We start from the raw sequence: 24,757 nt of genomic DNA, 5'->3' as shown, positions 1-24,757 counted from the left end.
TTTTTTATCTCATAAGGGGAAAATATGGACAGCGTGGTGAACCTTTGGCCGCTGCTCGGCATTGCCGCCATCGTGGTAGGCTTTTTATTACGTTTTAATCCGGTGTTGGTGGTGATTGTTGCGGGTTTCGTGACCGGTATCGCCGCGATGATGCCGATTGCTGACATCCTGGAAAAGCTGGGCGCAGGCTTTTTAAATACGCGAAATCTGCCGCTGATTCTGTTGTTACCGCTGGCAGTGATCGGCCTGCTGGAGCGCCACGGTTTGAAAGAGCGCGCGCAAGCTTGGATTGCTCAGATCAAAACCGCGACCGCCGGTCGCTTGCTGATCGTCTATCTACTGGTGCGTGAAATCACCGCCGCGCTGGGATTAACCAGCCTGGGTGGCCATCCACAGATGGTGCGTCCGCTATTAGCACCAATGGCTGAAGGCGCTACCGAGAACCGTTATGGTGAGGTTTCACCTGAGGTACGTCATCGTCTGCGCGCGATGTCAGCGGCAACGGATAACGTAGGTTTATTCTTTGGCGAAGATATTTTTGTGGCTTTCGGTGCCATTATCTTCATGCATAACTTCATGCAAGAGTCGGCAGGCATTCAGACCGAGCCCTTGCACATTGCGCTGTGGGGTATTCCAACAGCGATTGCTGCCTTCCTAATCCACTCAGCACGTCTGGTTCGCTTGGATCGCAAACTGTCACGTGAATTACAGACGCTGAATAGCCAGGCATTGAAAGCCAAGGAGGGCCAATAATGTTTCAGCAACAATATTTGATGTGGCTGGCAGGCATTATCCTGCTGGTTGTGGCGGTACTTTCCTGGCGTGACAGCGCCAACCCGCGTCGTTTTACCACCGGTTTGTTCTGGGCGCTGTACGGCTTGATTTTTCTGGTCGGTGATTGGACCACGCGTTTAATGACGCAGTTGATGGGAACGCCGGAAGTCGGCACACGTACGCTGCATATTGTAGTGGGTGTTGCGGTGGTGGTGATGGCGCTCATCGCAGGTTTAGGCGGTGTAAAATTAGGCCGCTATCATCAACGTAGTGACGAAGAAAAAAAGGTCAGCGCAAAACGTTTGCACAACAAACTGTTTCTGCCTGCGCTAGCCATTCCGGTAATCACCGTGGTCGGTGTCTTAGCGTTTAACCATATCCCGGGTTTGCAAGACGCGGTATTTGGCCCCGGCAATCATTCTACTCTGGTGACGCTGTTTTCAATGATGGTTGGGTGTTTGGTGGGGTGGCTGGTGGCGTTGAAAATGACCCACGAGAAACCTGTGCAGTCGATGCAGGAAACGCGCCGTCTGCTTGATGCCATCGGCTGGGCATTCATCCTGCCGCAAATATTGGCCACGCTGGGATTATTGTTCACTACGGCAGGCGTCGGCAGCGCGATTTCACACCTTACGGAAACCTATTTAGCAGTCGATAATCGCTTTATTGCGGTTGCGGTTTATGCTGTTGGCATGGCGCTGTTGACCATGATCATGGGCAACGCGTTTGCTGCCTTCCCGATTATTACCGCAGGCGTAGGGATCCCCATTCTTGTCTTGCAGCATGGCGGTAATCCAGCAGTGATGGCGGCGATTGGCATGTTCTCTGGCTATTGCGGTACGTTGATGACACCGATGGCCGCTAACTTCAACATCGTGCCTGCGGCATTGCTTGAGCTACCAGACCGTAACGCGGTCATCAAGGCTCAGGTGCCAACCGGTGTGCTACTGTTAATCGTTAACGTCTTTTTGCTCTATTTTCTGATGTTCCTGTGAGGAAAGAATGAAAACTGTATTGATGACCGCGTTCGAACCTTTTGGTGGGGAAGATGTTAATCCTTCATGGGAAGCGGTACGGGCGCTGGAAGGCAAGCAAATTGTTGGCGCAATCATTGTTACGCGCCAATTGCCGGTAGTGTTCAGCGAAGTGTTGAACGTACTTAATCAGGCGCTGGATGAGATTAAACCTGACGCGATTATTTCGGTAGGGCAGGCGGGCGGACGTAGCGACATTACCGTCGAGCGGATTGGCATTAATGTGGATGACGCGCGCATTCCCGATAACGCCGGTAAACAACCGGTGGATGAAGCGATTGTGCAGGATGGCCCAGCGGCCTACTTCTCACGCTTGCCGATCAAAGCCATTGTCGCGGCGGTACGTGAAGCGGGCATTCCCGCGTCGGTATCACAAACTGCGGGCACCTTTACCTGTAACCGGGTGATGTATGGTTTGCTGCATTGGCTGCAAACCCAAGGCAGTTCAGCGCGGGGCGGTTTTATTCATATCCCTTATCTGCCAGAGCAGGCGGCACAGCATCCTGGCGCACCGAGTATGTCTTCGGCTAACGTGATTCAGGCGCTGGAAATTGCCGTTCGCGTCACGTTAGAGATAAAAGAGGATTTGAAAGTCGTGGGTGGAGCAACACACTAATAGGCGGATAAATGCCAGAAGGACCGGAGATCCGCCGTGTGGCGGATCAGCTTGAAACAGCCATTGTCGGGCAACCGTTAACGGATGTCTGGTTTGCCTTTCCTGAGCTGAAAACCTACGAACCGTCGCTGCTCGGTGAGCAGGTACAGGCGATTGAAACGCGGGGTAAAGCGTTGCTGACGCATTTCAGCAATGGCTTAACGCTTTACAGTCACAATCAGCTTTATGGCGTCTGGCGTATTGTCTTACCTGAAAGCCAGCCAGAAACGAAACGGCAACTGCGGGTTCGATTGGCTACCGCCGAGCAAGCGATTTTGCTCTATAGCGCGTCAGATATTGAACTGCTAAATGCGGATACGCTCGCCAGCCATCCCTTTTTGAATCGCATTGGCCCGGATGTGCTGGACAGCACGTTGACGGTGGAAGAAGTCAAACAACGGCTACTTTCACCGCGCTTCAGCCGCCGACAGTTCAGTGGATTGTTACTGGATCAAGCCTTTCTTGCCGGGTTGGGTAACTACCTTCGGGTTGAAATTTTGTGGTTAGCAGAACTGTTGCCGCAGCATCGGGCACATTCATTAAGCGAAGCACAGCTGACAGCATTCAGCGAGGCGCTGTTATCGGTACCACGTCACGCTTATCGCATGCGAGGAACGATGAAAAAATATCACTCTGAAGCGGCTTTTCGCTTCGAAGTGTTTCATCGGCAGGGCAAGAAATGTCGGCGTTGCGGAACACTGATTGAGAAGGGAACGCTGTCGTCCAGACCCTTTTACTGGTGTCCGGGCTGTCAGGTTTAGCCTGAACGCGTCATAAAAAAAGCGGGGAAATCCCCGCTTTTTTACTGTTTAAAAGAAATTATTTTTCCAGCTGCGAGTTAAATTCGCGCTCAGTGTAACCGGTGTAAAGCTGACGCGGACGCGCAATTTTCATGCCTTCGTCGTGCATCTCTTTCCAGTGAGCAATCCAGCCAACAGTACGCGCCATGGCGAAGATCACGGTAAACATTGAAGATGGAATCCCCATCGCTTTCAGAATAATACCGGAGTAGAAGTCCACGTTTGGATAGAGTTTGCGCTCGATAAAGTACGGGTCGTTCAGCGCAATGTGCTCCAGCTCCATCGCCACTTCCAGCAGATCATCTTTCATACCCAGTTCATTCAAGACTTCATGACAGGTTTCACGCATCACGGTTGCGCGTGGGTCATAGTTTTTGTAAACACGATGACCAAAGCCCATCAGGCGGAAAGAGTCATTCTTATCTTTCGCACGACGAACGAACTCAGGAATATGCTCAACGGTGCTGATCTCTTCCAGCATACGCAGACACGCTTCGTTAGCCCCGCCATGAGCAGGCCCCCACAACGATGCGATACCCGCCGCGATACAGGCAAAGGGGTTAGCGCCAGACGAACCGGCAGTACGCACGGTTGACGTTGAAGCGTTTTGCTCATGATCGGCATGCAGAATCAGAATGCGGTCCATTGCGCGTTCCAGTACAGGATTGACCTTGTACTCTTCGCATGGCGTTGCAAACATCATATGCAGGAAGTTCCCGGCATATGACAGATCATTGCGTGGATAAACAAACGGCTGCCCGATCGAATATTTGTAGCACATCGCTGCCATGGTCGGCATTTTTGACAGCAGACGGAAAGCTGCAATTTCACGGTGACGCTCAATATTAACATCCAATGAATCGTGATAAAACGCGGCCAGCGCGCCAGTCACACCGCACATTACCGCCATCGGATGCGAATCGCGACGGAAGCCGTGGAACAGGCGGTTAATTTGTTCGTGAATCATAGTGTGGCGGGTAACCGTGGTGCGGAACTCGTCAAACTGTTGCTTCGTCGGTGCTTCGCCATTCAGCAGGATGTAGCACACTTCCAGATAATTCGAATGGGTAGCCAACTGATCAATCGGGAAACCACGGTGCAGCAGAATACCTTCGTCACCATCGATAAAGGTAATTTTGGATTCGCATGACGCTGTAGAAGTGAAACCCGGATCGAAGGTGAATAAGCCGTTTGAGCCAAGGGTACGGACATCAACGACATCCTGGCCTAAGGTGCCTTCCAGCACGTCCAGTTCAAAAGACGTATCATCTTGTAGGGTTAGCGTCACTTTTTTATCTGTCATTTTCGTCTCCATAGCGCCTTATGTAGGTAAGGATCTTTAGACACCTGAAAAGCGTTCATGTTGCGGGTGGCAAAACTTCACAATTTCACTCTGCGTTCATAAGTCTGGTGCAGGGTACAGAGTGAGAGGCATGTTCCCGTCAGGAACCGTAAAGCCATGACATGCTGCATATCGAGGTTGTTAAAGATCCGGTCTGGACATAACTTCTTGGTAACCAATAACCTGATGCTTGTTGTGGCTCACGCTCGCAATGTTACATAACTTGAGCTTAGGGGAAAGTGTATCCCCATAACTTTTGTGCATCATAGGAGTTTATTGGGTTAGTTTGTAACTGAATTGTTTAACTATTGTCAAATCAGATAATTAAATTTGTATCAAATGTGAAAATCGTGAGTAAGATCACTGTTCAACCGAAATGTTCCCAAAGTGTTTGTAGGGGAATTGTAATCAGATTGTGATCCTCCTATACTTCGCCGAGGTCTCCGGAATTCCCTGACACCAGGAGCCACCCAGCGTTTCTACCGCGTCAATTAACACTGGATGTTGCTTTTTTGGTGACGGTTAAAGTCTGAACACGTCGCGTGATCCGACTCCGCCTCAGGACCGGAGGAAGCAAAATAAAAAAGAGCTGTGTGGGCAAAACCGTGAAAAAACAAAGACCTGTCAACTTGGATCTCTCGACGATCCGGTTTCCCGTTACTGCAATATCGTCTATTCTCCACCGCGTTACTGGCGTAATTACCTTGGTTGCGCTTGCCATTCTGCTGTGGTTACTGGGCTTGTCTCTCTCCTCTCCGGAAGGTTTCCAACACGCTGCAACCATCATGGATGGCTTCTTCGCGAAGTTCATTATGTGGGGCATTTTAACGGCGTTGGCTTACCACGCGGTGAGCGGGATTCGTCATATGTTGATGGATTTTGGTTATCTGGCTGAGACCCTGCAAGCAGGCTCGCGCTCGGCTGAGGTGGCAATTGGTATTACTGTCGTGCTTTCAATTTTGGCTGGAGTCCTCGTATGGTAAGCAATGCATCCGCGTTGGGTCGCAACGGCATTCAGGACTGGCTGCTGCTGCGGGCTTCTGCAATTCTCATTACGCTTTACATCCTCTACATACTCGGCTTTGTAGTGATGACAGACACGCTGACTTATGACATCTGGCGTGGATTCTTCGCTTCGGCCTTTACCAAAGTATTCACCCTGCTGACGCTGTTTTCCATTCTGATCCACGGTTGGATTGGCATGTGGCAAGTGTTAACTGATTACGTTAAATCAGTAGCGCAGCGTCTGGTGTTGCAATTGGTGGTCGTGGTGACGTTGTTGTCCTATGCGATTTATGGGTTTGTTGTGGTGTGGGGTGTGTAAATGAGTTTGCCAATCAGAGAGTTTGATGCCGTGGTGATCGGCGCAGGCGGCGCAGGAATGCGAGCCGCATTGCAAATCTCCCAAGCAGGACAGAGCTGTGCCTTGCTATCTAAAGTTTTCCCGACCCGTTCCCATACCGTATCTGCGCAAGGCGGCATCACCGTCGCGCTGGGTAACACCCATGAAGATAACTGGGAATGGCATATGTACGACACCGTCAAAGGTTCCGATTATATCGGTGACCAAGACGCGATTGAATATATGTGTAAAACCGGACCTGAAGCGATTCTGGAACTGGAACACATGGGTTTACCGTTCTCGCGCCTTGAAGATGGTCGTGTCTATCAACGTCCGTTTGGCGGCCAGTCGAAGAATTTCGGTGGCGAACAAGCGGCACGTACTGCCGCCGCCGCTGACCGTACCGGTCATGCGCTGCTGCACACGCTTTACCAACAGAACCTGAAAAACAAAACCACCATCTTCTCTGAGTGGTATGCACTGGATTTGGTTAAAAATGAAGATGGCGCAGTTGTCGGTTGTACCGCAATCTGCATTGAAACGGGTGAAACCGTTTACTTCAAAGCCAAAGCTACTGTGCTGGCAACCGGTGGCGCGGGCCGTATTTATCAGTCAACCACCAATGCCCACATCAACACTGGCGACGGTGTCGGCATGGCGCTGCGCGCAGGCGTGCCGGTTCAGGATATGGAAATGTGGCAGTTCCACCCAACCGGTATTGCCGGTGCGGGTGTATTAGTGACAGAAGGTTGTCGTGGTGAAGGCGGATATCTGCTGAACAAACACGGCGAACGCTTTATGGAACGTTATGCACCTAACGCCAAAGACCTTGCGGGTCGTGATGTAGTGGCACGTTCGATGATGATTGAAATTCGTGAAGGCCGCGGCTGTGATGGTCCTTGGGGCCCACACCTTAAGCTAAAACTCGATCATTTAGGTAAAGACGTTCTTGAATCACGTCTGCCAGGCATTCTTGAGCTGTCTCGTACGTTTGCTCACGCGGATCCGGTTAAAGAGCCGATCCCAGTGATCCCAACTTGCCACTATATGATGGGCGGTATTCCGACCAAAGTAACGGGCCAGGCGCTGCGCGTGAACGAGCAGGGCGAAGATGTGGTCATTCCAGGCCTGTTTGCCGTGGGTGAAATCGCCTGCGTATCCGTGCATGGCGCTAACCGCCTCGGTGGAAACTCACTGCTCGACTTAGTGGTATTTGGTCGCGCAGCCGGTTTGCATCTGCTGGAGTCGATTGCCGAGCAGGGCGAGCTGCGTGATGCCTCTTTGGAAGAGATTGATGCAGCTATGGCGCGCTTCAATCGTTGGGAAAACAACACCACTGGCGAAGATCCGGTTGAGATTCGCAAGGCGCTGCAGCGCTGCATGCAGAACAATTTCTCGGTGTTCCGCGAAGGTGATGCAATGAAAGAAGGGCTTGCTGAGCTGAAAGTGATCCGTGAACGCCTGAAATCAGCGCGTTTGGATGACCGCTCACCAGACTTTAATACTCAACGTATTGAGTGCCTGGAGCTGGATAACCTGATGGAAACCGCTTACGCCACCGCAGTGGCAGCAAACTATCGCACCGAAAGTCGCGGTGCGCACAGTCGCTTCGACTACCCGGATCGTGATGATGAAAACTGGCTGTGCCACAGTCTTTATATCCCGCAAACCGAGAGCATGACGCGCCGTGAGGTAAACATGCAGCCGAAACTGCGCGCGGCGTTCCCGCCGAAAGTGCGTACTTATTAATTTGCGGAGAGACGATCATGAGACTCGAATTTTCAATTTATCGCTACAATCCAGACGTCGATGACAAGCCGCGCATGCAGGAATACAGCCTCGAAGCGGAAGATGGTCGCGACATGATGCTGTTGGACGCGTTAATCCGTTTGAAAGAAAAAGATCCTACTCTGGCTTTTCGCCGCTCATGCCGTGAAGGCGTGTGTGGTTCTGACGGCCTGAACATGAACGGCAAAAATGGCCTGGCTTGCATCACGCCGGTATCGGCGTTGGGCAACGGTAAAAAAACCATTGTTATTCGCCCACTGCCGGGTCTGCCGGTTGTCCGCGACCTGGTTGTGGACATGAGTCAGTTTTATGCGCAATATGAGAAAATTAAACCTTTCTTGTTGAATAATGGGGAAAATCCGCCGGCGCGCGAGCATTTACAGTCGCCGGCAGAACGTGAGCATCTGGATGGATTATACGAATGTATTCTCTGCGCCTGCTGCTCAACGTCTTGCCCATCATTCTGGTGGAATCCAGATAAATTTATTGGACCTGCCGGCCTGTTGGCAGCCTACCGCTTCCTGATTGACAGCCGCGACACCGAAACCGATGCGCGTCTCGACAATCTTAATGATGCTTTCAGTGTTTTCCGCTGTCACAGCATCATGAACTGTGTGAGCGTATGTCCTAAAGGATTGAACCCGACACGCGCTATCGGCCATATAAAGTCGATGCTGCTGCAACGCGGGGCATAAGTATTTTTATCGTCCGGGAACCTCAGGTTCCCGGACGATTTACGGAAGCCTCTGTAAACGTGGTCGTGTACTACGTTTACAAAGGTTCCCTTACGGGCCGGGCGCGCGCTGCGCACAGTGCTCGTATCGCTGAACTCACTACGGCAAACCGCGTAAGCGGCAACAAATGAAACCTCAAAAAAGCATAACAATGCTTAAGGGATCACAATGCAGAACAGCGCGATGAAACCCTGGCTGGACTCTTCCTGGCTGGCCGGCGCGAATCAGTCTTACATAGAGCAGCTCTATGAGGATTTCCTGACCGATCCTGACTCTGTCGATGCAGTGTGGCGCACGATGTTCCAACAGCTCCCAGGCACCGGCGTGAAACCAGAACAGTTTCACTCCACCACGCGCGAGTATTTCCGTCGCCTGGCGAAAGATGCATCTCGTTACACCTCCTCAGTTTCCGATCCAGCAACAAACTCCAAACAAGTGAAAGTGTTGCAGTTGATAAACGCGTTTCGTTTTCGCGGTCATCAGCATGCTAATCTTGATCCGCTCGGCCTGTGGAAACAGGATCGTGTCTCCGATCTCGATCCCGCTTTTCACGATCTGACCGACGCCGATTTTCAGGAAAGCTTTAACGTAGGTTCTTTTGCCGGTGGCAAAGAAACCATGAAGCTGGCCGATCTGTTCGACGCGCTGAACCAGACCTATTGCGGCTCCATTGGTGCAGAATATATGCACATCAATAACACCGACGAGAAACGCTGGATTCAGCAGCGTCTTGAGTCAGTGGTGGGCCAGGCCTCCTTCAGCAACGAAGAGAAAAAAGGTTTCCTGAAAGAGCTGACTGCGGCAGAGGGGATGGAAAAATACCTCGGCGCAAAATTCCCAGGCGCTAAACGCTTCTCGTTAGAAGGCGGCGATGCGTTGGTTCCGATGCTGCGCGAGATGATTCGTCACGCGGGCAAAAGCGGCACGCGTGAAGTGGTGCTGGGTATGGCGCACCGTGGTCGTCTCAACGTACTGATTAACGTACTGGGTAAGAAGCCGCAGGATCTGTTTGACGAATTCGCGGGTAAACACAAAGAACACCTCGGCACCGGTGATGTGAAGTACCACATGGGCTTCTCATCAGACGTTGAAACCGAAGGCGGCTTAGTGCACCTGGCGTTGGCGTTTAACCCATCTCACCTTGAGATCGTGAGTCCCGTGGTGATGGGTTCAGTTCGTGCGCGTCTGGATCGTCTCTCCGAGCCAAGCAGCAATAAAGTGTTGCCAATCACTATTCATGGCGATGCGGCAATTATCGGCCAAGGCGTGGTGCAGGAAACCCTGAACATGTCTCAGGCGCGTGGCTACGAAGTGGGCGGTACCGTTCGCATCGTGATCAACAACCAGGTTGGCTTCACCACCTCCAATCCGAAAGATGCCCGCTCAACGCCTTATTGCACCGACATCGGTAAAATGGTGTTGGCCCCGATTTTCCACGTCAATGCTGATGATCCAGAAGCCGTCGCCTTTATTACGCGCCTGGCGTTGGATTATCGCAATACCTTCAAACGTGATGTCTTCATTGATCTGGTGTGCTATCGCCGTCATGGTCACAACGAAGCGGATGAGCCAAGCGCCACGCAGCCGTTGATGTACCAGAAAATCAAAAAGCATCCGACCCCGCGTAAAATTTATGCCGATCGCCTTGAAAGCGAAGGTGTTGCTACGCAAGAAGATGCCACCGAAATGGTGAATCTTTACCGTGACGCGCTGGATGAAGGTGAATGCGTGGTGCCGGAATGGCGTCCAATGAGCCTGCACTCCTTTACCTGGTCGCCGTATCTTAACCACGAGTGGGATGAAGCTTATCCGGCACAGGTGGATAAGAAACGCCTGCAAGAACTGGCGCGTCGTATCAGCCAGATCCCAGAAGAAGTGGAAGTTCAGTCGCGCGTTACCAAGATCTACAACGATCGCAAAGAGATGGCCGAAGGCAATAAAGCCTTTGACTGGGGCGGCGCTGAGAACCTGGCTTACGCCACGCTGGTTGATGAAGGCATTCCGGTTCGCTTATCTGGTGAAGATACTGGCCGCGGCACTTTCTTCCATCGCCATGCGGTAATTCATAACCAAGCTAACGGCTCAACCTATACGCCGCTGCATCATGTGCACAGCGGTCAGGGACAGTTCAAAGTTTGGGATTCAGTGTTATCCGAAGAAGCGGTATTGGCCTTTGAATATGGTTATGCCACCGCTGAGCCACGCATCCTGACCATTTGGGAAGCGCAGTTCGGTGACTTCGCCAACGGCGCACAGGTTGTTATCGATCAGTTCATTAGCTCCGGCGAGCAGAAATGGGGCCGCATGTGTGGCCTGGTGATGCTGTTGCCGCACGGCTATGAAGGTCAAGGCCCAGAGCACTCATCTGCCCGACTGGAACGTTATCTGCAACTCTGTGCTGAGCAGAACATGCAGGTTTGCGTTCCGTCAACGCCTGCGCAGGTTTACCACATGCTGCGTCGTCAGGCGCTGCGCGGTATGCGCCGTCCGCTGATCGTTATGTCACCGAAATCGCTGCTGCGTCATCCGCTGGCTATTTCAACACTGGATGAATTAGCAGAAGGCAGCTTCCAACCGGCAATTGGCGAAATCGATGCGCTCGATCCGAAAGGCGTTAAACGCGTCGTGATGTGTGCCGGTAAAGTTTATTACGATCTGCTGGAGCAGCGTCGTAAAAATGAGCAGACCGATGTCGCGATTCTGCGTATCGAGCAGCTTTATCCGTTCCCGCATCAGGCAGTACAAGAAATTTTGAAAGCGTATTCCCATGTGCAGGATTTTGTCTGGTGTCAGGAGGAGCCCCTGAACCAAGGCGCCTGGTATTGCAGTCAGCATCATTTCCGCGAAGTCGTGCCCTTTGGTGCAACTCTGCGTTATGCAGGCCGCCCGGCATCCGCTTCACCGGCCGTGGGTTACATGTCCGTACACCAAAAACAGCAGCAAGACCTGGTTAATGACGCGCTGAACGTTGATTAATTAAAAGGAAAGATAATGAGTAGCGTAGATATTCTCGTTCCCGACCTGCCTGAATCCGTTGCCGATGCCTCCGTGGCAACCTGGCACAAGAAACCAGGCGATGCCGTCACTCGTGATGAAGTGCTGGTAGAGATCGAAACTGACAAAGTGGTACTGGAAGTGCCTGCTTCCGCCGATGGCGTTCTCGAAGCTGTACTGGAAGACGAAGGCGCAACCGTGACTTCGCGCCAGATTCTGGGGCGTTTGAAAGAGGGCAACAGTGCCGGTAAAGAAACCAGTGCCAAAGCTGACAGCAAAGAGTCCACACCGGCTCAGCGTCAGACCGCCTCACTGGAAGAAGAGAGCAACGACGCGCTCAGCCCGGCGATTCGTCGCCTGATCGCGGAACACAATTTAGATGCCTCGCAGATCAAAGGCAGCGGTGTGGGTGGTCGTCTGACACGTGAAGATGTTGAAAAACATCTGGCCAAGAAACCGGAAACCGCAAAAGCCGCTGCACCTGCTGCTGAAGCGGCCCCGCAGCAAGCTGTGGCTAATCGCAGCGAAAAACGCGTTCCGATGACGCGTCTGCGTAAGCGTGTTGCAGAGCGTCTGCTGGAAGCGAAAAACAGCACTGCGATGCTGACAACGTTCAACGAAGTGAACATGAAGCCGATCATGGATCTGCGCAAGCAGTACGGCGACGCCTTCGAGAAACGCCACGGTGTGCGTCTGGGCTTCATGTCCTTCTACATCAAAGCGGTTGTTGAAGCGCTGAAACGCTATCCAGAAGTAAATGCTTCAATTGATGGCGAAGATGTGGTTTACCACAACTACTTCGACGTCAGTATTGCGGTATCTACGCCGCGTGGTCTGGTAACGCCAGTACTGCGTGATGTTGATGCATTGAGCATGGCTGACATCGAGAAGAAAATTAAAGAGCTGGCTGTAAAAGGCCGTGACGGCAAGCTGACTGTAGATGATCTGACTGGCGGTAACTTTACCATTACCAACGGCGGCGTCTTCGGCTCGCTGATGTCCACCCCGATCATCAACCCACCACAGAGCGCGATTTTGGGCATGCATGCCATCAAAGATCGCCCGATGGCGGTAAATGGTCAGGTTGTGGTATTGCCAATGATGTATCTGGCGCTCTCCTACGATCACCGTCTGATTGATGGCCGCGAATCTGTTGGCTATCTGGTTGCGGTGAAAGAGATGCTGGAAGATCCGGCACGTCTGCTGCTGGACGTCTGATTTTCATCGGGCGCGCTACGGCGCGCCCAACCTTATTACTCTTTTCAGACCTGAATGGATAGAACATCATGAACTTACACGAATACCAGGCGAAACAGCTGTTTGCACGGTATGGCATGCCGGCACCAACGGGTTACGCCTGTACTACACCACGTGAAGCGGAAGAAGCAGCGTCTAAAATTGGCGCAGGACCGTGGGTAGTTAAATGTCAGGTTCATGCCGGTGGCCGCGGTAAAGCGGGCGGTGTGAAGTTGGTTAACAGTAAAGAAGAGATTCGTGCGTTTGCTGAACATTGGCTCGGCAAGCGTCTGGTAACTTACCAAACTGACGCTCACGGTCAGCCGGTAAACCAGATTTTGGTTGAAGCAGCAACAGACATTGATCAAGAGCTTTATTTGGGTGCCGTGGTTGACCGCGCAACCCGCAGCGTGATCTTCATGGCATCGACTGAAGGTGGCGTAGAAATCGAGAAAGTGGCGGAAGAAACCCCACACTTGATTCACAAAATGGCGCTTGATCCGTTAACCGGGCCACTGCCATATCAAGGTCGTGAGCTGGCGTTCAAACTGGGTTTGAGCGGCAAGCAAGTGAGCCAGTTCACCAAAATCTTTATGGGTCTGGCGAATCTGTTCCTGGAACGCGATCTGGCGATGGTTGAGATCAACCCACTGGTGATCACCAAACAAGGCGATTTGATCTGCCTGGATGGTAAATTGGGTGCTGATGGCAACGCACTGTTCCGTCAGCCTGAGCTGCGCGAAATGCGTGACCCAAGTCAGGAAGATCCACGTGAAGCACATGCTACGCAGTGGGAACTGAACTATGTTGCGCTGGAAGGTAACATCGGCTGTATGGTTAACGGTGCGGGCCTGGCAATGGGCACCATGGACATCGTTAAACACCACGGCGGTCAACCTGCTAACTTCCTTGATGTTGGCGGCGGCGCAACCAAAGAACGCGTTACCGAAGCCTTCAAAATCATCCTGTCTGACGATGCGGTTAAAGCCGTGTTCGTTAATATCTTCGGCGGCATTGTGCGCTGTGACCTGATTGCCGATGGCATCATTGGCGCAGTGGCTGAAGTGGGTGTGAACGTGCCAGTGGTGGTACGTCTGGAAGGTAACAACGCCGAGCTGGGCGCGCAGAAACTGGCGGACAGCGGTCTGAACATCATTGCAGCAACCAGCCTGACAGACGCGGCACAGCGTGTTGTTGCTGCTGCGGAGGGTAAATAATGTCCATTTTGATCGACAAAAACACCAAAGTTATCTGCCAGGGATTCACCGGCGGACAGGGCACATTCCACTCTGAGCAGGCGTTGGCTTATGGTACGCAACTGGTTGGCGGCGTAACGCCAGGCAAAGGCGGCACTACGCATCTCGGTTTACCGGTGTTTAACACTGTACGCGAAGCGGTTGAAGCCACGGGCGCAACTGCCACCGTGATCTACGTTCCAGCTCCGTTCTGTAAAGACGGTATCCTGGAAGCGATCGACGCGGGCATTAAACTGATCATCACCATCACTGAAGGTATCCCAACGCTGGATATGCTGACCGTGAAAGTGAAGCTGGATCAAGCTGGCGTCCGCATGATCGGACCAAACTGTCCGGGCGTGATTACTCCAGGCGAATGTAAGATCGGTATCATGCCTGGCCACATTCATCAGCCAGGCCGCGTGGGCATTGTTTCACGTTCCGGTACGCTGACTTATGAAGCGGTTAAGCAGACCACCGACATCGGTTATGGCCAGTCGACTTGCGTCGGTATCGGCGGTGACCCAATCCCAGGTTCTAACTTCATCGACATCTTGAAAATGTTCCAGGATGATCCGCAGACTGAAGCGATCGTGATGATCGGTGAAATCGGCGGCAGTGCAGAAGAAGAAGCGGCTGCATTTATCAAAGAGCATATCACCAAGCCAGTTGTAGGTTATATCGCGGGTGTGACAGCGCCTAAAGGTAAACGTATGGGCCACGCAGGTGCCATCATTGCTGGCGGTAAAGGAACGGCGGATGAGAAATTCGCCGCGCTGGAAGCAGCTGGCGTGAAAACCGTTCGCAGCCTGGCTGACATCGGCGACGCCGTCAAAGCGGTTCTGCCAGCGAAATAAACTTTAATTTTCGCGACATCAAGCCACCTTCGGGTGGCTTTTTTTTTGCCTTTTTAAGTTGCCCGTCAAAACAGGCGAATGTTAAATGCAACCGCATGTTATTCACCTTTCCTATTTCAGTGCGCTATTAATTTTGTGCGGTTTTCATAGAGAAAACGGGCGTTAATAAAAAGGGTTAAAAGTAATACGTTTCCAAATAAATCCAATCATTACTGACACTTTTTTAACAACCAGATTACCTGACACTATTCGGAAATGTAATGCGTTAATCCAGATCAATTATTGGCGACTTATAAAAAAGTTTATTGCTGGAAAAGCGCAACGTTAAAGGCTTAAATTGCGCTGCATCAATCCAGCCTTTTATAAAAAGATTCAAACATTTGCTGAAATATGGGGTGCTATCAAATTCCCCCTACTTTTCTCACATCCGTTTAAATAATCGGCCTGTATTGACGCTTTTCAGGGTTTATAAGTCTCGTTATTCGCCTTTATCAGGCAGCACTTTTACCTGTTCTGCCAATAACAAAACTGGAATTAATAATCAGTCGTTCCTGACTCTTATTTAGTGCCTTTTTACGCGGCTAAAAAGGGGTATGCGAGGAGCAAGGAGTCATTATGCTAGATATCGTCGAGCTGTCGCGTTTACAGTTTGCTTTGACGGCGATGTACCATTTCCTGTTTGTCCCTTTAACGCTGGGTATGGCGTTTCTGCTGGCAATCATGGAAACGGTCTACGTTCTCAGTGGTAAACAAATCTATAAAGATATGACCAAGTTCTGGGGCAAGTTGTTTGGTATCAACTTTGCGCTCGGAGTGGCGACCGGTCTGACCATGGAGTTTCAGTTCGGGACTAACTGGTCCTACTATTCACACTATGTTGGCGATATTTTCGGGGCGCCGCTGGCCATTGAAGGTTTGATGGCATTCTTTCTAGAGTCTACTTTCGTCGGCTTGTTCTTCTTTGGCTGGGATCGGCTAAGCAAAGTGCAACATCTGGCAGTCACCTGGCTGGTGGCGCTGGGATCAAACATGTCCGCCCTCTGGATCCTCGTCGCGAATGGTTGGATGCAGAATCCAATCGCCTCCGAGTTCAATTTTGAAACCATGCGTATGGAGATGCTGAGCTTCTCTGAGCTGGTGTTGAATCCGGTTGCGCAGGTGAAATTCGTGCATACCGTGGCGGCAGGCTATACCGCAGGCGCGATGTTCATTATGGGGATCAGCGCATGGTATCTGCTGAAAGGGCGCGATACGGCTTTTGCTAAGCGATCGTTCGCTATTGCGGCGAGCTTTGGTATGGCGGCGATATTATCCGTGATCGTATTGGGTGATGAGTCCGGGTACGAAATGGGTGACGTACAGAAAACCAAACTGGCGGCCATTGAAGCAGAATGGGAAACCCAGCCAGCGCCAGCAGCCTTTACACTGTTTGGCTTGCCTGATCAGGAAACGCAAGAAAACAAATACGCGATTCAAATTCCCTATTTGCTTGGGCTTATCGCTACGCGTTCGGTGGACACGCCGGTAACTGGCCTGAAAGAGTTACTGGAGCAACATGAAGTCCGCATTCGCAACGGCATGAAAGCCTACGCCTTGCTGAATGAGCTACGCGGCGGAAGTCAGGATCCAGCAGTACGTGAAGCCTTCAATGACAGTAAACAGGATCTGGGCTATGGCCTGCTGCTGAAGCGCTATACCGAAAACGTCGCGAATGCGACAGAAGCGCAAATTCAGAAAGCGACGCAAGATTCGATTCCACGCGTTGCGCCACTCTATTTCTCCTTCCGCATCATGGTACTCAGCGGCGTGCTCTTGTTAGGCATTATCGGGCTGTCGTTCTGGAGTGTGATTCGTAATCGCATCGGCAAAAATCGTTGGCTGTTGAAAGCGGCGCTGTATGGCATTCCGCTGCCATGGATTGCGATCGAAGCCGGTTGGTTTGTCGCAGAATATGGGCGTCAGCCTTGGGCAATTGGTGAAGTGTTGCCAACGGCAGTCGCGAATTCCTCTCTGACCGTCGGCGATCTTTTGTTCTCAATGATTTTGATTTGCGGTCTGTACACACTGTTCCTGGTGGCCGAAATGTATTTGATGTTCAAGTTTGCGCGACTAGGGCCAAGCAGCCTAAAAACCGGACGTTATCACTATGAAGAAATGACAACTCTTTCTCAGCCGGTGCGTGGATAAGGAGAACAACCATGTTTGATTACGAAGTTCTACGCTTTGTCTGGTGGCTGCTGATTGGCATCTTGCTGATTGGATTCGCTGTTGCCGACGGCTTTGATATGGGCGTGGGCATGTTAACGCGGGTGTTAGGCCGCACTGATACCGAACGGCGCATCATGATTAACAGCATTGCCCCCCATTGGGATGGCAACCAGGTTTGGTTGATCACTGCAGGCGGCGCGCTGTTTGCTGCCTGGCCGATGGTCTATGCCGCTGCGTTTTCTGGTTTCTATGTCGCGATGATCCTGGTGCTGGCATCGTTGTTCTTCCGTCCGGTAGGTTTTGATTACCGTTCGAAAATAGAAGATATGCGCTGGCGTGGTATGTGGGATTGGGGCATTTTCATCGGCAGTTTTGTACCGCCGTTGGTGATTGGTGTGGCTTTCGGCAATCTGCTGCAAGGCGTGCCGTTCCATGCAGATGAATATCTGCGCCTGTTTTATACCGGTAATTTCTTCCAGCTACTTAATCCGTTCGGCCTGTTGGCGGGTGTGATCAGTGTGGCAATGATTCTGGTGCAAGGTGCCACTTACTTGCAAATGCGCACCACTGGTGAACTGCATGTACGCTCACGCGCTGCTGCGCAGATAGCCGCGCTGGTGATGATGGTCTGTTTCGTGCTCGCCGGCCTGTGGGTGAAATACGGTATCGACGGATATGTAGTGAAGAGCCTCATTGATCATCATGCAGCGTCTAATCCGTTGGGTAAAACAGTGGTGCGCGAAGCGGGGGCGTGGATGGTTAACTTTGAAAGCATGCCGACGTTGTGGTTGTTCCCATTACTGGGCGTGTTGCTGCCTCTGTTGACGATTATTTTTTCACGCCTTGAGAAAGGTGCATGGGCATTTATCTTCTCCTCGCTGACATTAGCGTGCGTGATCATGACTGCAGGTATTGCGATGTTCCCGTTCATTATGCCTTCCAGCACGGTGCCGGACATCAGCCTAACCCTTTGGGATGCCACATCCAGCTTGCTGACACTGAAAATTATGACTTTCGCCGCGGCCATTTTTGTTCCGTTGATCCTCGCGTATACCGCCTGGTGTTACTACAAAATGTTTGGTCGCATTACCAAAGAACACATCGAGAGCAACACGCACTCGCTGTATTGAGTAAGGAGACGACGCATGTGGTATTTTGCCTGGATTCTCGGCACGCTGCTGGCTTGCGCCTTTGGAATCATCACCGCGCTGGCGATTGAGCATATAGAAGAGCGTGCTGCAGAAGACGATCACGCCTGATGTGCCAGCTGAGTCGGACGTTATAGCGTCTAATAGACAAGGGCCCGTTTCGGGCCCTTTCTTGAATACTGGCTTTGCTGTTAGCCGGATGTGTAAGGTGGGGACCTTCGCGCTTCGCAGCAGGTGCCCATCATGAGGCACGTTTTTTTGATGATTTGGGCGGTTTGCACGGTGGTTAATCACGGTATCGATTTTCGTCCCAGCCAAACCCGTTGGCAGGCGCTATTTTCATCCTTAGCGGCATGGGTTATATCATTCCTTTCCTTTTAGCCCATTTATCGCTGGCTTTTCTAAGCAAAATCGAGGCTGGCGGTGATTATTTGTCAGCATTTGGTCAATAAACCTCCCTTAAATAGTTCCGATTGTTACGGACTGATAATTATTTTCTCTTGGCTCTGGACACCCATTCCAAACCCGAATTGTCTTGCGTATAGTAGCAACGTTTAAAACGAGGCCGGGATGTAGAGTGAGTACAACGCTGTTTCGCTGGCCGGTTCGGGTCTACTACGAAGACACCGATGCCGGTGGTGTGGTTTATCACGCCAGCTATATCGCTTTTTATGAACGAGCACGTACCGAAATGTTGCGTCAGCATCATTTCAATCAGCAGGTGCTGTTAGAACAGCAGATTGCTTTTGTGGTGCGGCGTATGACGGTGGACTATCTTTCGGCGGCACGTCTTGATGATCTTCTTGAAATTCAAAGTGAAGTGACTTCAATGACGCGAGCGACGATGACGTTCACGCAACGTATCGTGAATGCAGAAGGTAAAGTGCTCAATGAAGCAGAAGTCCTGATTGCCTGCATAAACCCACATCTAATGAAGCCGATTGCGCTTCCCAAGTCTATTGTCGCGGAGTTCAAGCAGTGACTGACATGAACATTCTTGATTTGTTCCTGAAGGCGAGCCTTCTGGTCAAACTTATCATGTTGATTTTGATCGGCTTTTCGATTGCCTCTTGGGCGATCATCATTCAGCGTACACGTATTTTGAACGCGGCGGGGCGCGAAGCAGAAGCGTTTGAAGATAAATTCTGGTCCGGTATTGAGCTTTCTCGCCTGTATCAGGAAAGTCAGGGCCGCCGTGATGAACTCTCTGGATCCGAGCAAATTTTTTATTCGGGTTTCAAAGAGTTTGCGCGCCTGCATCGGGTAAATAGTCATGCACCTGAAGCGGTCATTGAAGGGGCTGGCCGTGCTATGCGTATTTCTATGAACCGTGAATTAGAGTCGCTGGAAAATCACATTCCTTTCTTGGGTACCGTGGGTTCAATCAGCCCTTATATCGGCCTGTTCGGGACTGTTTGGGGGATCATGCATGCCTTTATCGCCTTGGGTGCGGTGAAGCAGGCAACCCTGCAAATGGTTGCGCCGGGTATCGCAGAAGCGTTGATCGCTACAGCAATCGGCTTGTTCGCCGCAATCCCTGCGGTGATGGCTTTTAACCGACTCAATCAGCGCGTCAATAAACTGGAGCAGAACTACGACAACTTTATGGAAGAGTTCACCGCCATCCTGCATCGCCAGGCATTCTCCAGCGAAAGCGCTAAGTAAATAGAGGTTAATGATGGCCAGAGTGCGTGGTCGCGGTGGTCGCCGCGAACTGAAGTCGGAAATCAACATTGTTCCGCTGCTGGACGTCCTGCTGGTGCTGCTGCTGATTTTTATGGCGACGGCACCCATTATTACCCAGAGCGTGGAAGTGGATTTACCGGATGCAACGGATTCGAAAACCGTCTCCAGCGATGATAATCCGCCCGTAATTGTTGAAGTGTCAGGCGTCGGTCAATACAGCCTCGTGGTGGATCACGATCGCATGGAACAATTGCCGCCTGAGCAGGTGATCAGTGAAGCGCAGCGTCGACTGGAATCCAATCCAAAGACCGTGTTTTTGATCGGGGGTGCGAAAGAAGTGCCTTACGACGAAATCATCAAAGCGCTTAATCTGCTGCACCAAGCGGGTGTTAAATCTGTCGGTTTGATGACGCAGCCGATTTAAAATCGAACCGTTTTTTGGGAACCGAGAGTGTCGAAGGCAACCGAGCAAAACGAGAAGTTAAAGCGCGCGATAATTGTATCGGTGGTTCTGCATATCGTGCTGATCGCGCTGCTGATATGGAGCTCATTCAATGAGCACATTGAAGCCAGCGGCGGTGGTGGCGGCAGCGATATCGATGCAGTAATGGTCGATCCTGGTGCGGTAGTGGAACAGTTCAACCGACAGCAAAATCAGCAAAGCGACAGCCAACGTGCTGAGCAGCAGCGTAAAAAACAGTCGCAGCAGCAGGCTGAAGAGCTTCAGCAAAAGCAGGCCGCCGAGCAGCAGCGTTTGAAAGAGTTAGAGAAAGAGCGTTTGCAAGCGCAGGAAACAGCAAAGGAACAGGCTAAACAGCAGGCTGAGCAGCAGAAAGCGGCTGAGTCTGCGGCTAAGCAAGCTCAGGAGCAGCAAAAAGCTGCCGAAGCCGCTGCCGCCAAAGCGAAAGCCGATGCTAAAGCACAGGCAGATGCTCAGGCCAAAGCGGCCGCAGACGCTAAACAAAAAGCTGAAGAGCAGGCTAAGGAAGCGGCTGCCGACGCTAAAAAACAGGCTGATCAACAGGCAAAAGCCGCTGCTGCTGCTGCCGCGAAGGAAAAAGCGGTTGAGGAAGCAAAAGCCGCCGCTGCTGCTAAAGCGAAGTCTGATGCGGAGGCGAAAGCCAAAGCAACTGCGGATGCAAAAGCGAAAGCTGCGCAGGAGGCCAAAGAAAAAGCGGCTGAAGAAGCCAGGGAAGCTAAAGCTCAGGCTGCTGAAGAGGCTAAAGAAAAAGCCGCAACAGAAGCCAAAGCGAAAGCGGCAGCTGATGCCAAAGCAAAAGCCGATGCCGCAGCGAAAGCCAAAGCGGATGCCGCTGCTAAAGCGAAAGCGGCAGCTGACGCCAAGAAGAAAGCCGCTGCAGAAGCCGCGAAGAATGACAGCGATGTTGATGATTTATTAGGTGGCTTAACTTCAGGTAAGAATGCACCGAAAAGTGGCGCTTCAGGCGGCGCAGCAGGGCAGGGGAATCAGAAGAAAGCCGGTGCTTCAGGTGCAGAAGTGAACGCCTATTTGGGTCAAATCACCAGTGCAATTCAGAGCCGTTTCTATGATGCGGATCTGTATCGCGGAAAGAGCTGTGACTTACGTATTAAACTTGCGCCAGATGGCTTGTTGATTGACGTTAAGGCAGAAGGCGGTGATCCCGCATTATGCCAGGCTGCAATCGCAGCGGCGAAGCAAGCACGCATTCCAAAACCGCCTTCACCCGCGGTATATGAAGTGTTTAAAAACGCACCAATGCGTTTTAGGCCGCAATAATGCAGTAACTTATGGCAGGTTGATCTAAGGTTAGCTTGCCGTATTTTAGTTGTACTCATGGTTTCCAGGAACAGTGCCAATTATCGTGGACTGAGGTTCAGATAAGGGAGAGAAAATGAAGCAAGCACTTCGCGTATCGTTAAGCTTTTTTCTATTACTGTGGGCAGCTGTGCTGCATGCAGAAGTTCGCATTGAGATCACCCAAGGCGTCAATACTGCGCGTCCAATTGGTGTGGTTCCGTTTAAATGGGCTGGCGCTGGCGCTGCACCGGAAGATATCGGTGGTATCGTCGCAGCAGACTTGCGTAACAGCGGTAAATTTAATCCGCTTGATCGTTCACGTCTTCCACAGCAGCCAACCAGCGCACAGGAAGTGCAGCCAGCTGCATGGAGCGCATTAGGTATTGATGCCGTTGTCGTCGGTCAGGTTCAATCTAACCCAGATGGCAGCTATCAAGTTTCTTATCAGTTGGTCGATACCGGTGCTGCACCGGGAACCGTGCTGGCTCAGAACTCTTACAAAATCACTAAGCAGTGGCTGCGTTATGCGGCTCATACCGCCAGTGATGAAACGTTCCAGAAGCTGACCGGTATCAAAGGTGCCTTCCGTACGCGTATCGCCTATGTCGTACAGACGAATGGCGGCCAGTTCCCCTATGAGCTGCGCGTAGCTGATTACGATGGCTACAACCAGTTTGTTGTGCATCGTTCACCACAGCCGCTGATGTCACCAGCCTGGTCTCCAGACGGCAGCAAAGTTGCTTACGTGACCTTTGAAAGTGGTAAATCAGCGCTGGTAGTACAGACGCTCTCTAACGGTGCAATCCGTCAGGTTGCTTCTTATCCACGTCACAACGGTGCGCCAGCGTTCTCTCCTGATGGTTCTAAGCTCGCTTTCGCCTTGTCGAAAACCGGCAGCCTTAACCTGTATGTGATGGATTTAGCGTCTGGTCAGACACGTCAAGTGACCGATGGTCGCTACAACAGCACCGAGCCTACCTGGTTCCCGGATAGCCAGACGCTGGCTTATACCTCCGATCAGGCGGGTGCACCACAAATTTACAAGATTGGCGTTAATGGCGGAGCGCCGCAGCGTATTACCTGGGAAGGTGGACAGAACCAGGATGCGGACGTCGCTACTGATGGCAAATCTATGGTGATGATTAGCACCAACGGTGGTGCTCAACACGTCGCCAAACAAGATCTGGAAACGGGAGCCGTTCAAACGTTAACGGACACGTTCCTGGATGAAACGCCGAGCCTGGCACCGAACGGCACGATGGTAATCTATAGCTCTACTCAGGGGATGGGTTCCGTGTTGCAGTTGGTTTCAACCGACGGACGTTTCAAAGCGCGTCTTCCGGCTACTGATGGACAGGTCAAATTTCCTGCCTGGTCGCCGTATCTGTAATGCCTGATAAAACAGGCATCACAAACAATAAACAATAACGGGATTTAAGAAATGCAACTGAACAAAGTGCTGAAGGGTTTACTGCTGGCTCTGCCGGTTTTGGCTGTAGCGGCTTGTAGCTCACACAAAAACAACAATAACGATCAGACCGGCATGGGCGGCGCTGATGGTGCTTACGGTGCTGGCGCAAACGGCAGCGGCAACATGTCTTCTGACGAGCAAGCGCGTCTGCAGATGCAACAGCTGCAGCAGAACAACATCGTGTACTTCGGCCTGGACAAATATGACGTTCAGTCTGATTACGCTCAGATGCTGGATCAGCACGCTTCTTTCCTGCGTAGCAACCCATCATACAAAGTGACCATCGAAGGTCATGCGGATGAGCGCGGTACGCCGGAATACAACATCGCCCTGGGCGAGCGTCGTGCTAGCGCCGTTAAAATGTACCTGCAAGGTAAAGGCGTTTCTGCTGACCAAATGTCTATCGTTTCTTACGGTAAAGAGAAGCCAGCCGTCTTAGGTCATGACGAATCAGCTTATTCTAAAAACCGTCGTGCAGTTCTGGTCTACTAAGAGAATCACATGGTTAGTAACTTCAGACGTCATCTAATGAGTCTGTCGTTACTGATTGGCGTAGCGGTCCCTTGGGCCGCTAATGCCCAAGCGTCAATCAGTAGCGTTGGCTCCGGCTCGGTCGAAGACCGTGTCACCACTCTTGAACGAATCTCGAATGCTCAGGCTCAGCTTTTGCAACAACTGCAGCAGCAAATGAGCGACAACCAAAGCGATATTGACTCGCTGCGTGGGCAAATCCAGCAAAACACCTATCAGTTGAACCAAGTTGTTGAGCGTCAGAAACAGATCTATCAACAGATCGACAGTCTGAGCAGCAATAGCAATGGCGGGCAACAGGCGGCGGCTGGTGATGCGAACGCTGATTCTGCTGCCGCAGCTAGCACAGGCGCTGATACGGGCGCAGCGGCCTCTACAGGCGCGCCTGTACAAAGCGGCGATGCAAATAGCGATTACAATGCTGCGGTTGCGTTGATTCTTGAGAAAAAACAGTACGACCAGGCCATTACCGCGCTTCAGGCATGGGTAAAGCGTTACCCTGATTCCACCTATCAGCCTAACGCCAATTATTGGCTAGGCCAGTTGTTTTACAACAAAGGGAAAAAGGACGACGCCGCTTATTATTACGCCACCGTGGTAAAGAATTATCCAAAATCACCTAAGGCTTCAGAAGCGTTGCTTAAGGTTGGCGTCATCATGCAAGAGAAAAACGACACGGCAAAAGCCAAAGCCGTTTTCCAGCAGGTGATCAAACTTTATCCGAACACCGAGTCGGCTAAACAAGCACAAAAACGTCTTTCTGGATTGTAATTGTTGCAGGTCAGACCGGATATCGTTTGATTTCTGGTCTTGCCGAATGAAAGGTGAGCAATCAAACCTTTTTAAAGAAAAAAGGGTTGTGCTACCTCGGTAAATCAGTAATATATGCCGCCGTTGCCGGGACACATTGCAGATGTGTCTGGTAAGCCTGAAGATGGGTCGTTAGCTCAGTTGGTAGAGCAGTTGACTTTTAATCAATTGGTCGCAGGTTCGAATCCTGCACGACCCACCATCTTCTCCGGATATGTTCCTTAAGAGATGACTTCAGCATTGCTTCACAACCTTAGATGGGTCGTTAGCTCAGTTGGTAGAGCAGTTGACTTTTAATCAATTGGTCGCAGGTTCGAATCCTGCACGACCCA

23 protein-coding genes, 2 tRNA genes and 1 pseudogene are annotated in these 24,757 nt (G+C 51.5%); 25 read left to right on the top strand and 1 reads right to left on the bottom strand.

The annotated features are described in order from the left end of the window. Window positions 1-24: 24 nt before the first annotated feature. The 4 genes from SC127_RS00130 to nei are packed head-to-tail and all read left to right on the top strand — an operon-like array spanning window position 25 to window position 3,224. Window positions 25-753 carry a DUF969 domain-containing protein gene (locus tag SC127_RS00130; protein ID WP_215847330.1) on the top strand — a complete coding sequence of 243 codons (729 nt, stop codon included), beginning with the start codon at window positions 25-27 and terminating at the stop codon, window positions 751-753. Further along, window positions 753-1,769 (top strand): DUF979 domain-containing protein, encoded by a 1,017-nt coding sequence (locus tag SC127_RS00125; protein ID WP_332624844.1) that lies wholly within the window; start codon window positions 753-755, stop codon window positions 1,767-1,769. The genes SC127_RS00130 and SC127_RS00125 overlap by 1 nt, the downstream gene beginning before the upstream one ends. Window positions 1,770-1,776: 7 nt before the next feature. Next, window positions 1,777-2,424, top strand: coding sequence for a pyroglutamyl-peptidase I (pcp, locus tag SC127_RS00120; protein ID WP_332624843.1), 648 nt, complete (start codon window positions 1,777-1,779; stop codon window positions 2,422-2,424). Between the two features lie 11 nt (window positions 2,425-2,435). Further along, entirely contained in the window at window positions 2,436-3,224 is a 789-nt protein-coding gene (nei, locus tag SC127_RS00115; protein ID WP_243078329.1) for an endonuclease VIII, read from the top strand. A 58-nt stretch (window positions 3,225-3,282) separates the two neighbouring features. Here the strand turns inward: nei and SC127_RS00110 are convergent, their stop codons facing one another. After that, entirely contained in the window at window positions 3,283-4,566 is a 1,284-nt protein-coding gene (locus tag SC127_RS00110; protein ID WP_215847327.1) for a citrate synthase, read from the bottom strand. Window positions 4,567-5,198: 632 nt separating this feature from the next. Between SC127_RS00110 and sdhC the strand changes: the two genes are divergently transcribed. The 21 genes and pseudogenes from sdhC (at window position 5,199) to SC127_RS00005 (ending at window position 24,757) form a co-directional block, all read left to right on the top strand. Next, complete coding sequence (gene sdhC, locus SC127_RS00105; protein ID WP_215847326.1) at window positions 5,199-5,588, top strand: succinate dehydrogenase cytochrome b556 subunit; 390 nt, start codon at window positions 5,199-5,201, stop codon at window positions 5,586-5,588. Continuing rightward, window positions 5,582-5,929: a succinate dehydrogenase membrane anchor subunit gene (sdhD, locus tag SC127_RS00100; protein WP_215847325.1), complete on the top strand. Its 348-nt coding sequence runs from the start codon at window positions 5,582-5,584 to the stop codon at window positions 5,927-5,929. The genes sdhC and sdhD overlap by 7 nt, the downstream gene beginning before the upstream one ends. Further along, window positions 5,930-7,696 (top strand): succinate dehydrogenase flavoprotein subunit, encoded by a 1,767-nt coding sequence (gene sdhA, locus SC127_RS00095; RefSeq protein ID WP_215847324.1) that lies wholly within the window; start codon window positions 5,930-5,932, stop codon window positions 7,694-7,696. 17 nt (window positions 7,697-7,713) lie between these two features. Beyond that, the gene (locus SC127_RS00090) at window positions 7,714-8,430 is read left to right on the top strand and encodes a succinate dehydrogenase iron-sulfur subunit (protein ID WP_215847323.1); all 717 of its coding nucleotides are present in this window, start codon (window positions 7,714-7,716) and stop codon (window positions 8,428-8,430) included. 207 nt (window positions 8,431-8,637) lie between these two features. Further along, on the top strand, window positions 8,638-11,445 hold the full coding sequence (gene sucA / locus SC127_RS00085; protein WP_243078328.1) for a 2-oxoglutarate dehydrogenase E1 component: 2,808 nt from the start codon (window positions 8,638-8,640) through the stop codon (window positions 11,443-11,445). A 15-nt stretch (window positions 11,446-11,460) separates the two neighbouring features. Then, window positions 11,461-12,681 carry a 2-oxoglutarate dehydrogenase complex dihydrolipoyllysine-residue succinyltransferase gene (odhB, locus tag SC127_RS00080; RefSeq protein ID WP_215847322.1) on the top strand — a complete coding sequence of 407 codons (1,221 nt, stop codon included), beginning with the start codon at window positions 11,461-11,463 and terminating at the stop codon, window positions 12,679-12,681. A gap of 68 nt (window positions 12,682-12,749) precedes the next feature. Then, window positions 12,750-13,916 carry an ADP-forming succinate--CoA ligase subunit beta gene (gene sucC / locus SC127_RS00075; RefSeq protein WP_215847321.1) on the top strand — a complete coding sequence of 389 codons (1,167 nt, stop codon included), beginning with the start codon at window positions 12,750-12,752 and terminating at the stop codon, window positions 13,914-13,916. Beyond that, entirely contained in the window at window positions 13,916-14,791 is an 876-nt protein-coding gene (sucD, locus tag SC127_RS00070; protein ID WP_215847320.1) for a succinate--CoA ligase subunit alpha, read from the top strand. Before sucC ends, sucD begins: the two co-directional genes overlap by 1 nt. A 615-nt stretch (window positions 14,792-15,406) precedes the next feature. Continuing rightward, window positions 15,407-16,978 carry a cytochrome ubiquinol oxidase subunit I gene (cydA, locus tag SC127_RS00065; protein ID WP_332624842.1) on the top strand — a complete coding sequence of 524 codons (1,572 nt, stop codon included), beginning with the start codon at window positions 15,407-15,409 and terminating at the stop codon, window positions 16,976-16,978. 11 nt (window positions 16,979-16,989) lie between these two features. Next, window positions 16,990-18,129, top strand: coding sequence for a cytochrome d ubiquinol oxidase subunit II (cydB, locus tag SC127_RS00060; protein ID WP_332624841.1), 1,140 nt, complete (start codon window positions 16,990-16,992; stop codon window positions 18,127-18,129). A gap of 15 nt (window positions 18,130-18,144) precedes the next feature. Then, window positions 18,145-18,258: a cytochrome bd-I oxidase subunit CydX gene (cydX, locus tag SC127_RS00055; protein ID WP_215847318.1), complete on the top strand. Its 114-nt coding sequence runs from the start codon at window positions 18,145-18,147 to the stop codon at window positions 18,256-18,258. Between the two features lie 32 nt (window positions 18,259-18,290). Then, a pseudogene (locus SC127_RS00050) lies at window positions 18,291-18,528 on the top strand (cyd operon YbgE family protein). Between the two features lie 196 nt (window positions 18,529-18,724). Then, window positions 18,725-19,129 carry a tol-pal system-associated acyl-CoA thioesterase gene (gene ybgC / locus SC127_RS00045; RefSeq protein ID WP_215847317.1) on the top strand — a complete coding sequence of 135 codons (405 nt, stop codon included), beginning with the start codon at window positions 18,725-18,727 and terminating at the stop codon, window positions 19,127-19,129. Continuing rightward, on the top strand, window positions 19,126-19,812 hold the full coding sequence (gene tolQ, locus SC127_RS00040; RefSeq protein ID WP_215847316.1) for a Tol-Pal system protein TolQ: 687 nt from the start codon (window positions 19,126-19,128) through the stop codon (window positions 19,810-19,812). Before ybgC ends, tolQ begins: the two co-directional genes overlap by 4 nt. A gap of 13 nt (window positions 19,813-19,825) precedes the next feature. Continuing rightward, window positions 19,826-20,257, top strand: a complete 432-nt coding sequence (tolR, locus tag SC127_RS00035) for a colicin uptake protein TolR (protein ID WP_215848318.1) — start codon at window positions 19,826-19,828, stop codon at window positions 20,255-20,257. Between the two features lie 27 nt (window positions 20,258-20,284). Then, window positions 20,285-21,592, top strand: coding sequence for a cell envelope integrity protein TolA (gene tolA, locus SC127_RS00030; RefSeq protein ID WP_243078324.1), 1,308 nt, complete (start codon window positions 20,285-20,287; stop codon window positions 21,590-21,592). A gap of 115 nt (window positions 21,593-21,707) precedes the next feature. After that, entirely contained in the window at window positions 21,708-23,003 is a 1,296-nt protein-coding gene (gene tolB / locus SC127_RS00025; RefSeq protein ID WP_215847314.1) for a Tol-Pal system beta propeller repeat protein TolB, read from the top strand. A gap of 51 nt (window positions 23,004-23,054) precedes the next feature. Beyond that, window positions 23,055-23,576 (top strand): peptidoglycan-associated lipoprotein Pal, encoded by a 522-nt coding sequence (pal, locus tag SC127_RS00020; RefSeq protein WP_215847313.1) that lies wholly within the window; start codon window positions 23,055-23,057, stop codon window positions 23,574-23,576. Between the two features lie 9 nt (window positions 23,577-23,585). After that, window positions 23,586-24,386: a cell division protein CpoB gene (cpoB, locus tag SC127_RS00015; protein ID WP_215847312.1), complete on the top strand. Its 801-nt coding sequence runs from the start codon at window positions 23,586-23,588 to the stop codon at window positions 24,384-24,386. A gap of 165 nt (window positions 24,387-24,551) precedes the next feature. Then, window positions 24,552-24,627: transfer RNA gene (locus tag SC127_RS00010), tRNA-Lys, on the top strand. A gap of 57 nt (window positions 24,628-24,684) precedes the next feature. Next, window positions 24,685-24,757 (top strand) — tRNA-Lys (locus SC127_RS00005).

It is taken from the genome of Pantoea sp. T14, assembly GCF_036663535.1.
GTDB lineage: Bacteria > Pseudomonadota > Gammaproteobacteria > Enterobacterales > Enterobacteriaceae > Pantoea > Pantoea phytostimulans.
This window is presented reverse-complemented; position numbering and strand designations above follow the sequence as displayed.

What these genes read in the sequence shown, in the direction of transcription:
- SC127_RS00130 (WP_215847330.1), top strand. Translation starts at nt 25, where the DNA reads ATGGACAGCGTGGTGAACCTTTGGCCGCTGCTCGGCATTGCCGCCATC.
- SC127_RS00125 (WP_332624844.1), top strand. Translation starts at nt 753, where the DNA reads ATGTTTCAGCAACAATATTTGATGTGGCTGGCAGGCATTATCCTGCTG.
- pcp (WP_332624843.1), top strand. Translation starts at nt 1,777, where the DNA reads ATGAAAACTGTATTGATGACCGCGTTCGAACCTTTTGGTGGGGAAGAT.
- nei (WP_243078329.1), top strand. Translation starts at nt 2,436, where the DNA reads ATGCCAGAAGGACCGGAGATCCGCCGTGTGGCGGATCAGCTTGAAACA.
- SC127_RS00110 (WP_215847327.1), bottom strand. Translation starts at nt 4,566, where the DNA reads ATGACAGATAAAAAAGTGACGCTAACCCTACAAGATGATACGTCTTTT.
- sdhD (WP_215847325.1), top strand. Translation starts at nt 5,582, where the DNA reads ATGGTAAGCAATGCATCCGCGTTGGGTCGCAACGGCATTCAGGACTGG.
- sdhA (WP_215847324.1), top strand. Translation starts at nt 5,930, where the DNA reads ATGAGTTTGCCAATCAGAGAGTTTGATGCCGTGGTGATCGGCGCAGGC.
- SC127_RS00090 (WP_215847323.1), top strand. Translation starts at nt 7,714, where the DNA reads ATGAGACTCGAATTTTCAATTTATCGCTACAATCCAGACGTCGATGAC.
- sucA (WP_243078328.1), top strand. Translation starts at nt 8,638, where the DNA reads ATGCAGAACAGCGCGATGAAACCCTGGCTGGACTCTTCCTGGCTGGCC.
- odhB (WP_215847322.1), top strand. Translation starts at nt 11,461, where the DNA reads ATGAGTAGCGTAGATATTCTCGTTCCCGACCTGCCTGAATCCGTTGCC.
- sucC (WP_215847321.1), top strand. Translation starts at nt 12,750, where the DNA reads ATGAACTTACACGAATACCAGGCGAAACAGCTGTTTGCACGGTATGGC.
- sucD (WP_215847320.1), top strand. Translation starts at nt 13,916, where the DNA reads ATGTCCATTTTGATCGACAAAAACACCAAAGTTATCTGCCAGGGATTC.
- cydA (WP_332624842.1), top strand. Translation starts at nt 15,407, where the DNA reads ATGCTAGATATCGTCGAGCTGTCGCGTTTACAGTTTGCTTTGACGGCG.
- cydB (WP_332624841.1), top strand. Translation starts at nt 16,990, where the DNA reads ATGTTTGATTACGAAGTTCTACGCTTTGTCTGGTGGCTGCTGATTGGC.
- cydX (WP_215847318.1), top strand. Translation starts at nt 18,145, where the DNA reads ATGTGGTATTTTGCCTGGATTCTCGGCACGCTGCTGGCTTGCGCCTTT.
- tolR (WP_215848318.1), top strand. Translation starts at nt 19,826, where the DNA reads ATGGCCAGAGTGCGTGGTCGCGGTGGTCGCCGCGAACTGAAGTCGGAA.
- tolB (WP_215847314.1), top strand. Translation starts at nt 21,708, where the DNA reads ATGAAGCAAGCACTTCGCGTATCGTTAAGCTTTTTTCTATTACTGTGG.
- pal (WP_215847313.1), top strand. Translation starts at nt 23,055, where the DNA reads ATGCAACTGAACAAAGTGCTGAAGGGTTTACTGCTGGCTCTGCCGGTT.
- cpoB (WP_215847312.1), top strand. Translation starts at nt 23,586, where the DNA reads ATGGTTAGTAACTTCAGACGTCATCTAATGAGTCTGTCGTTACTGATT.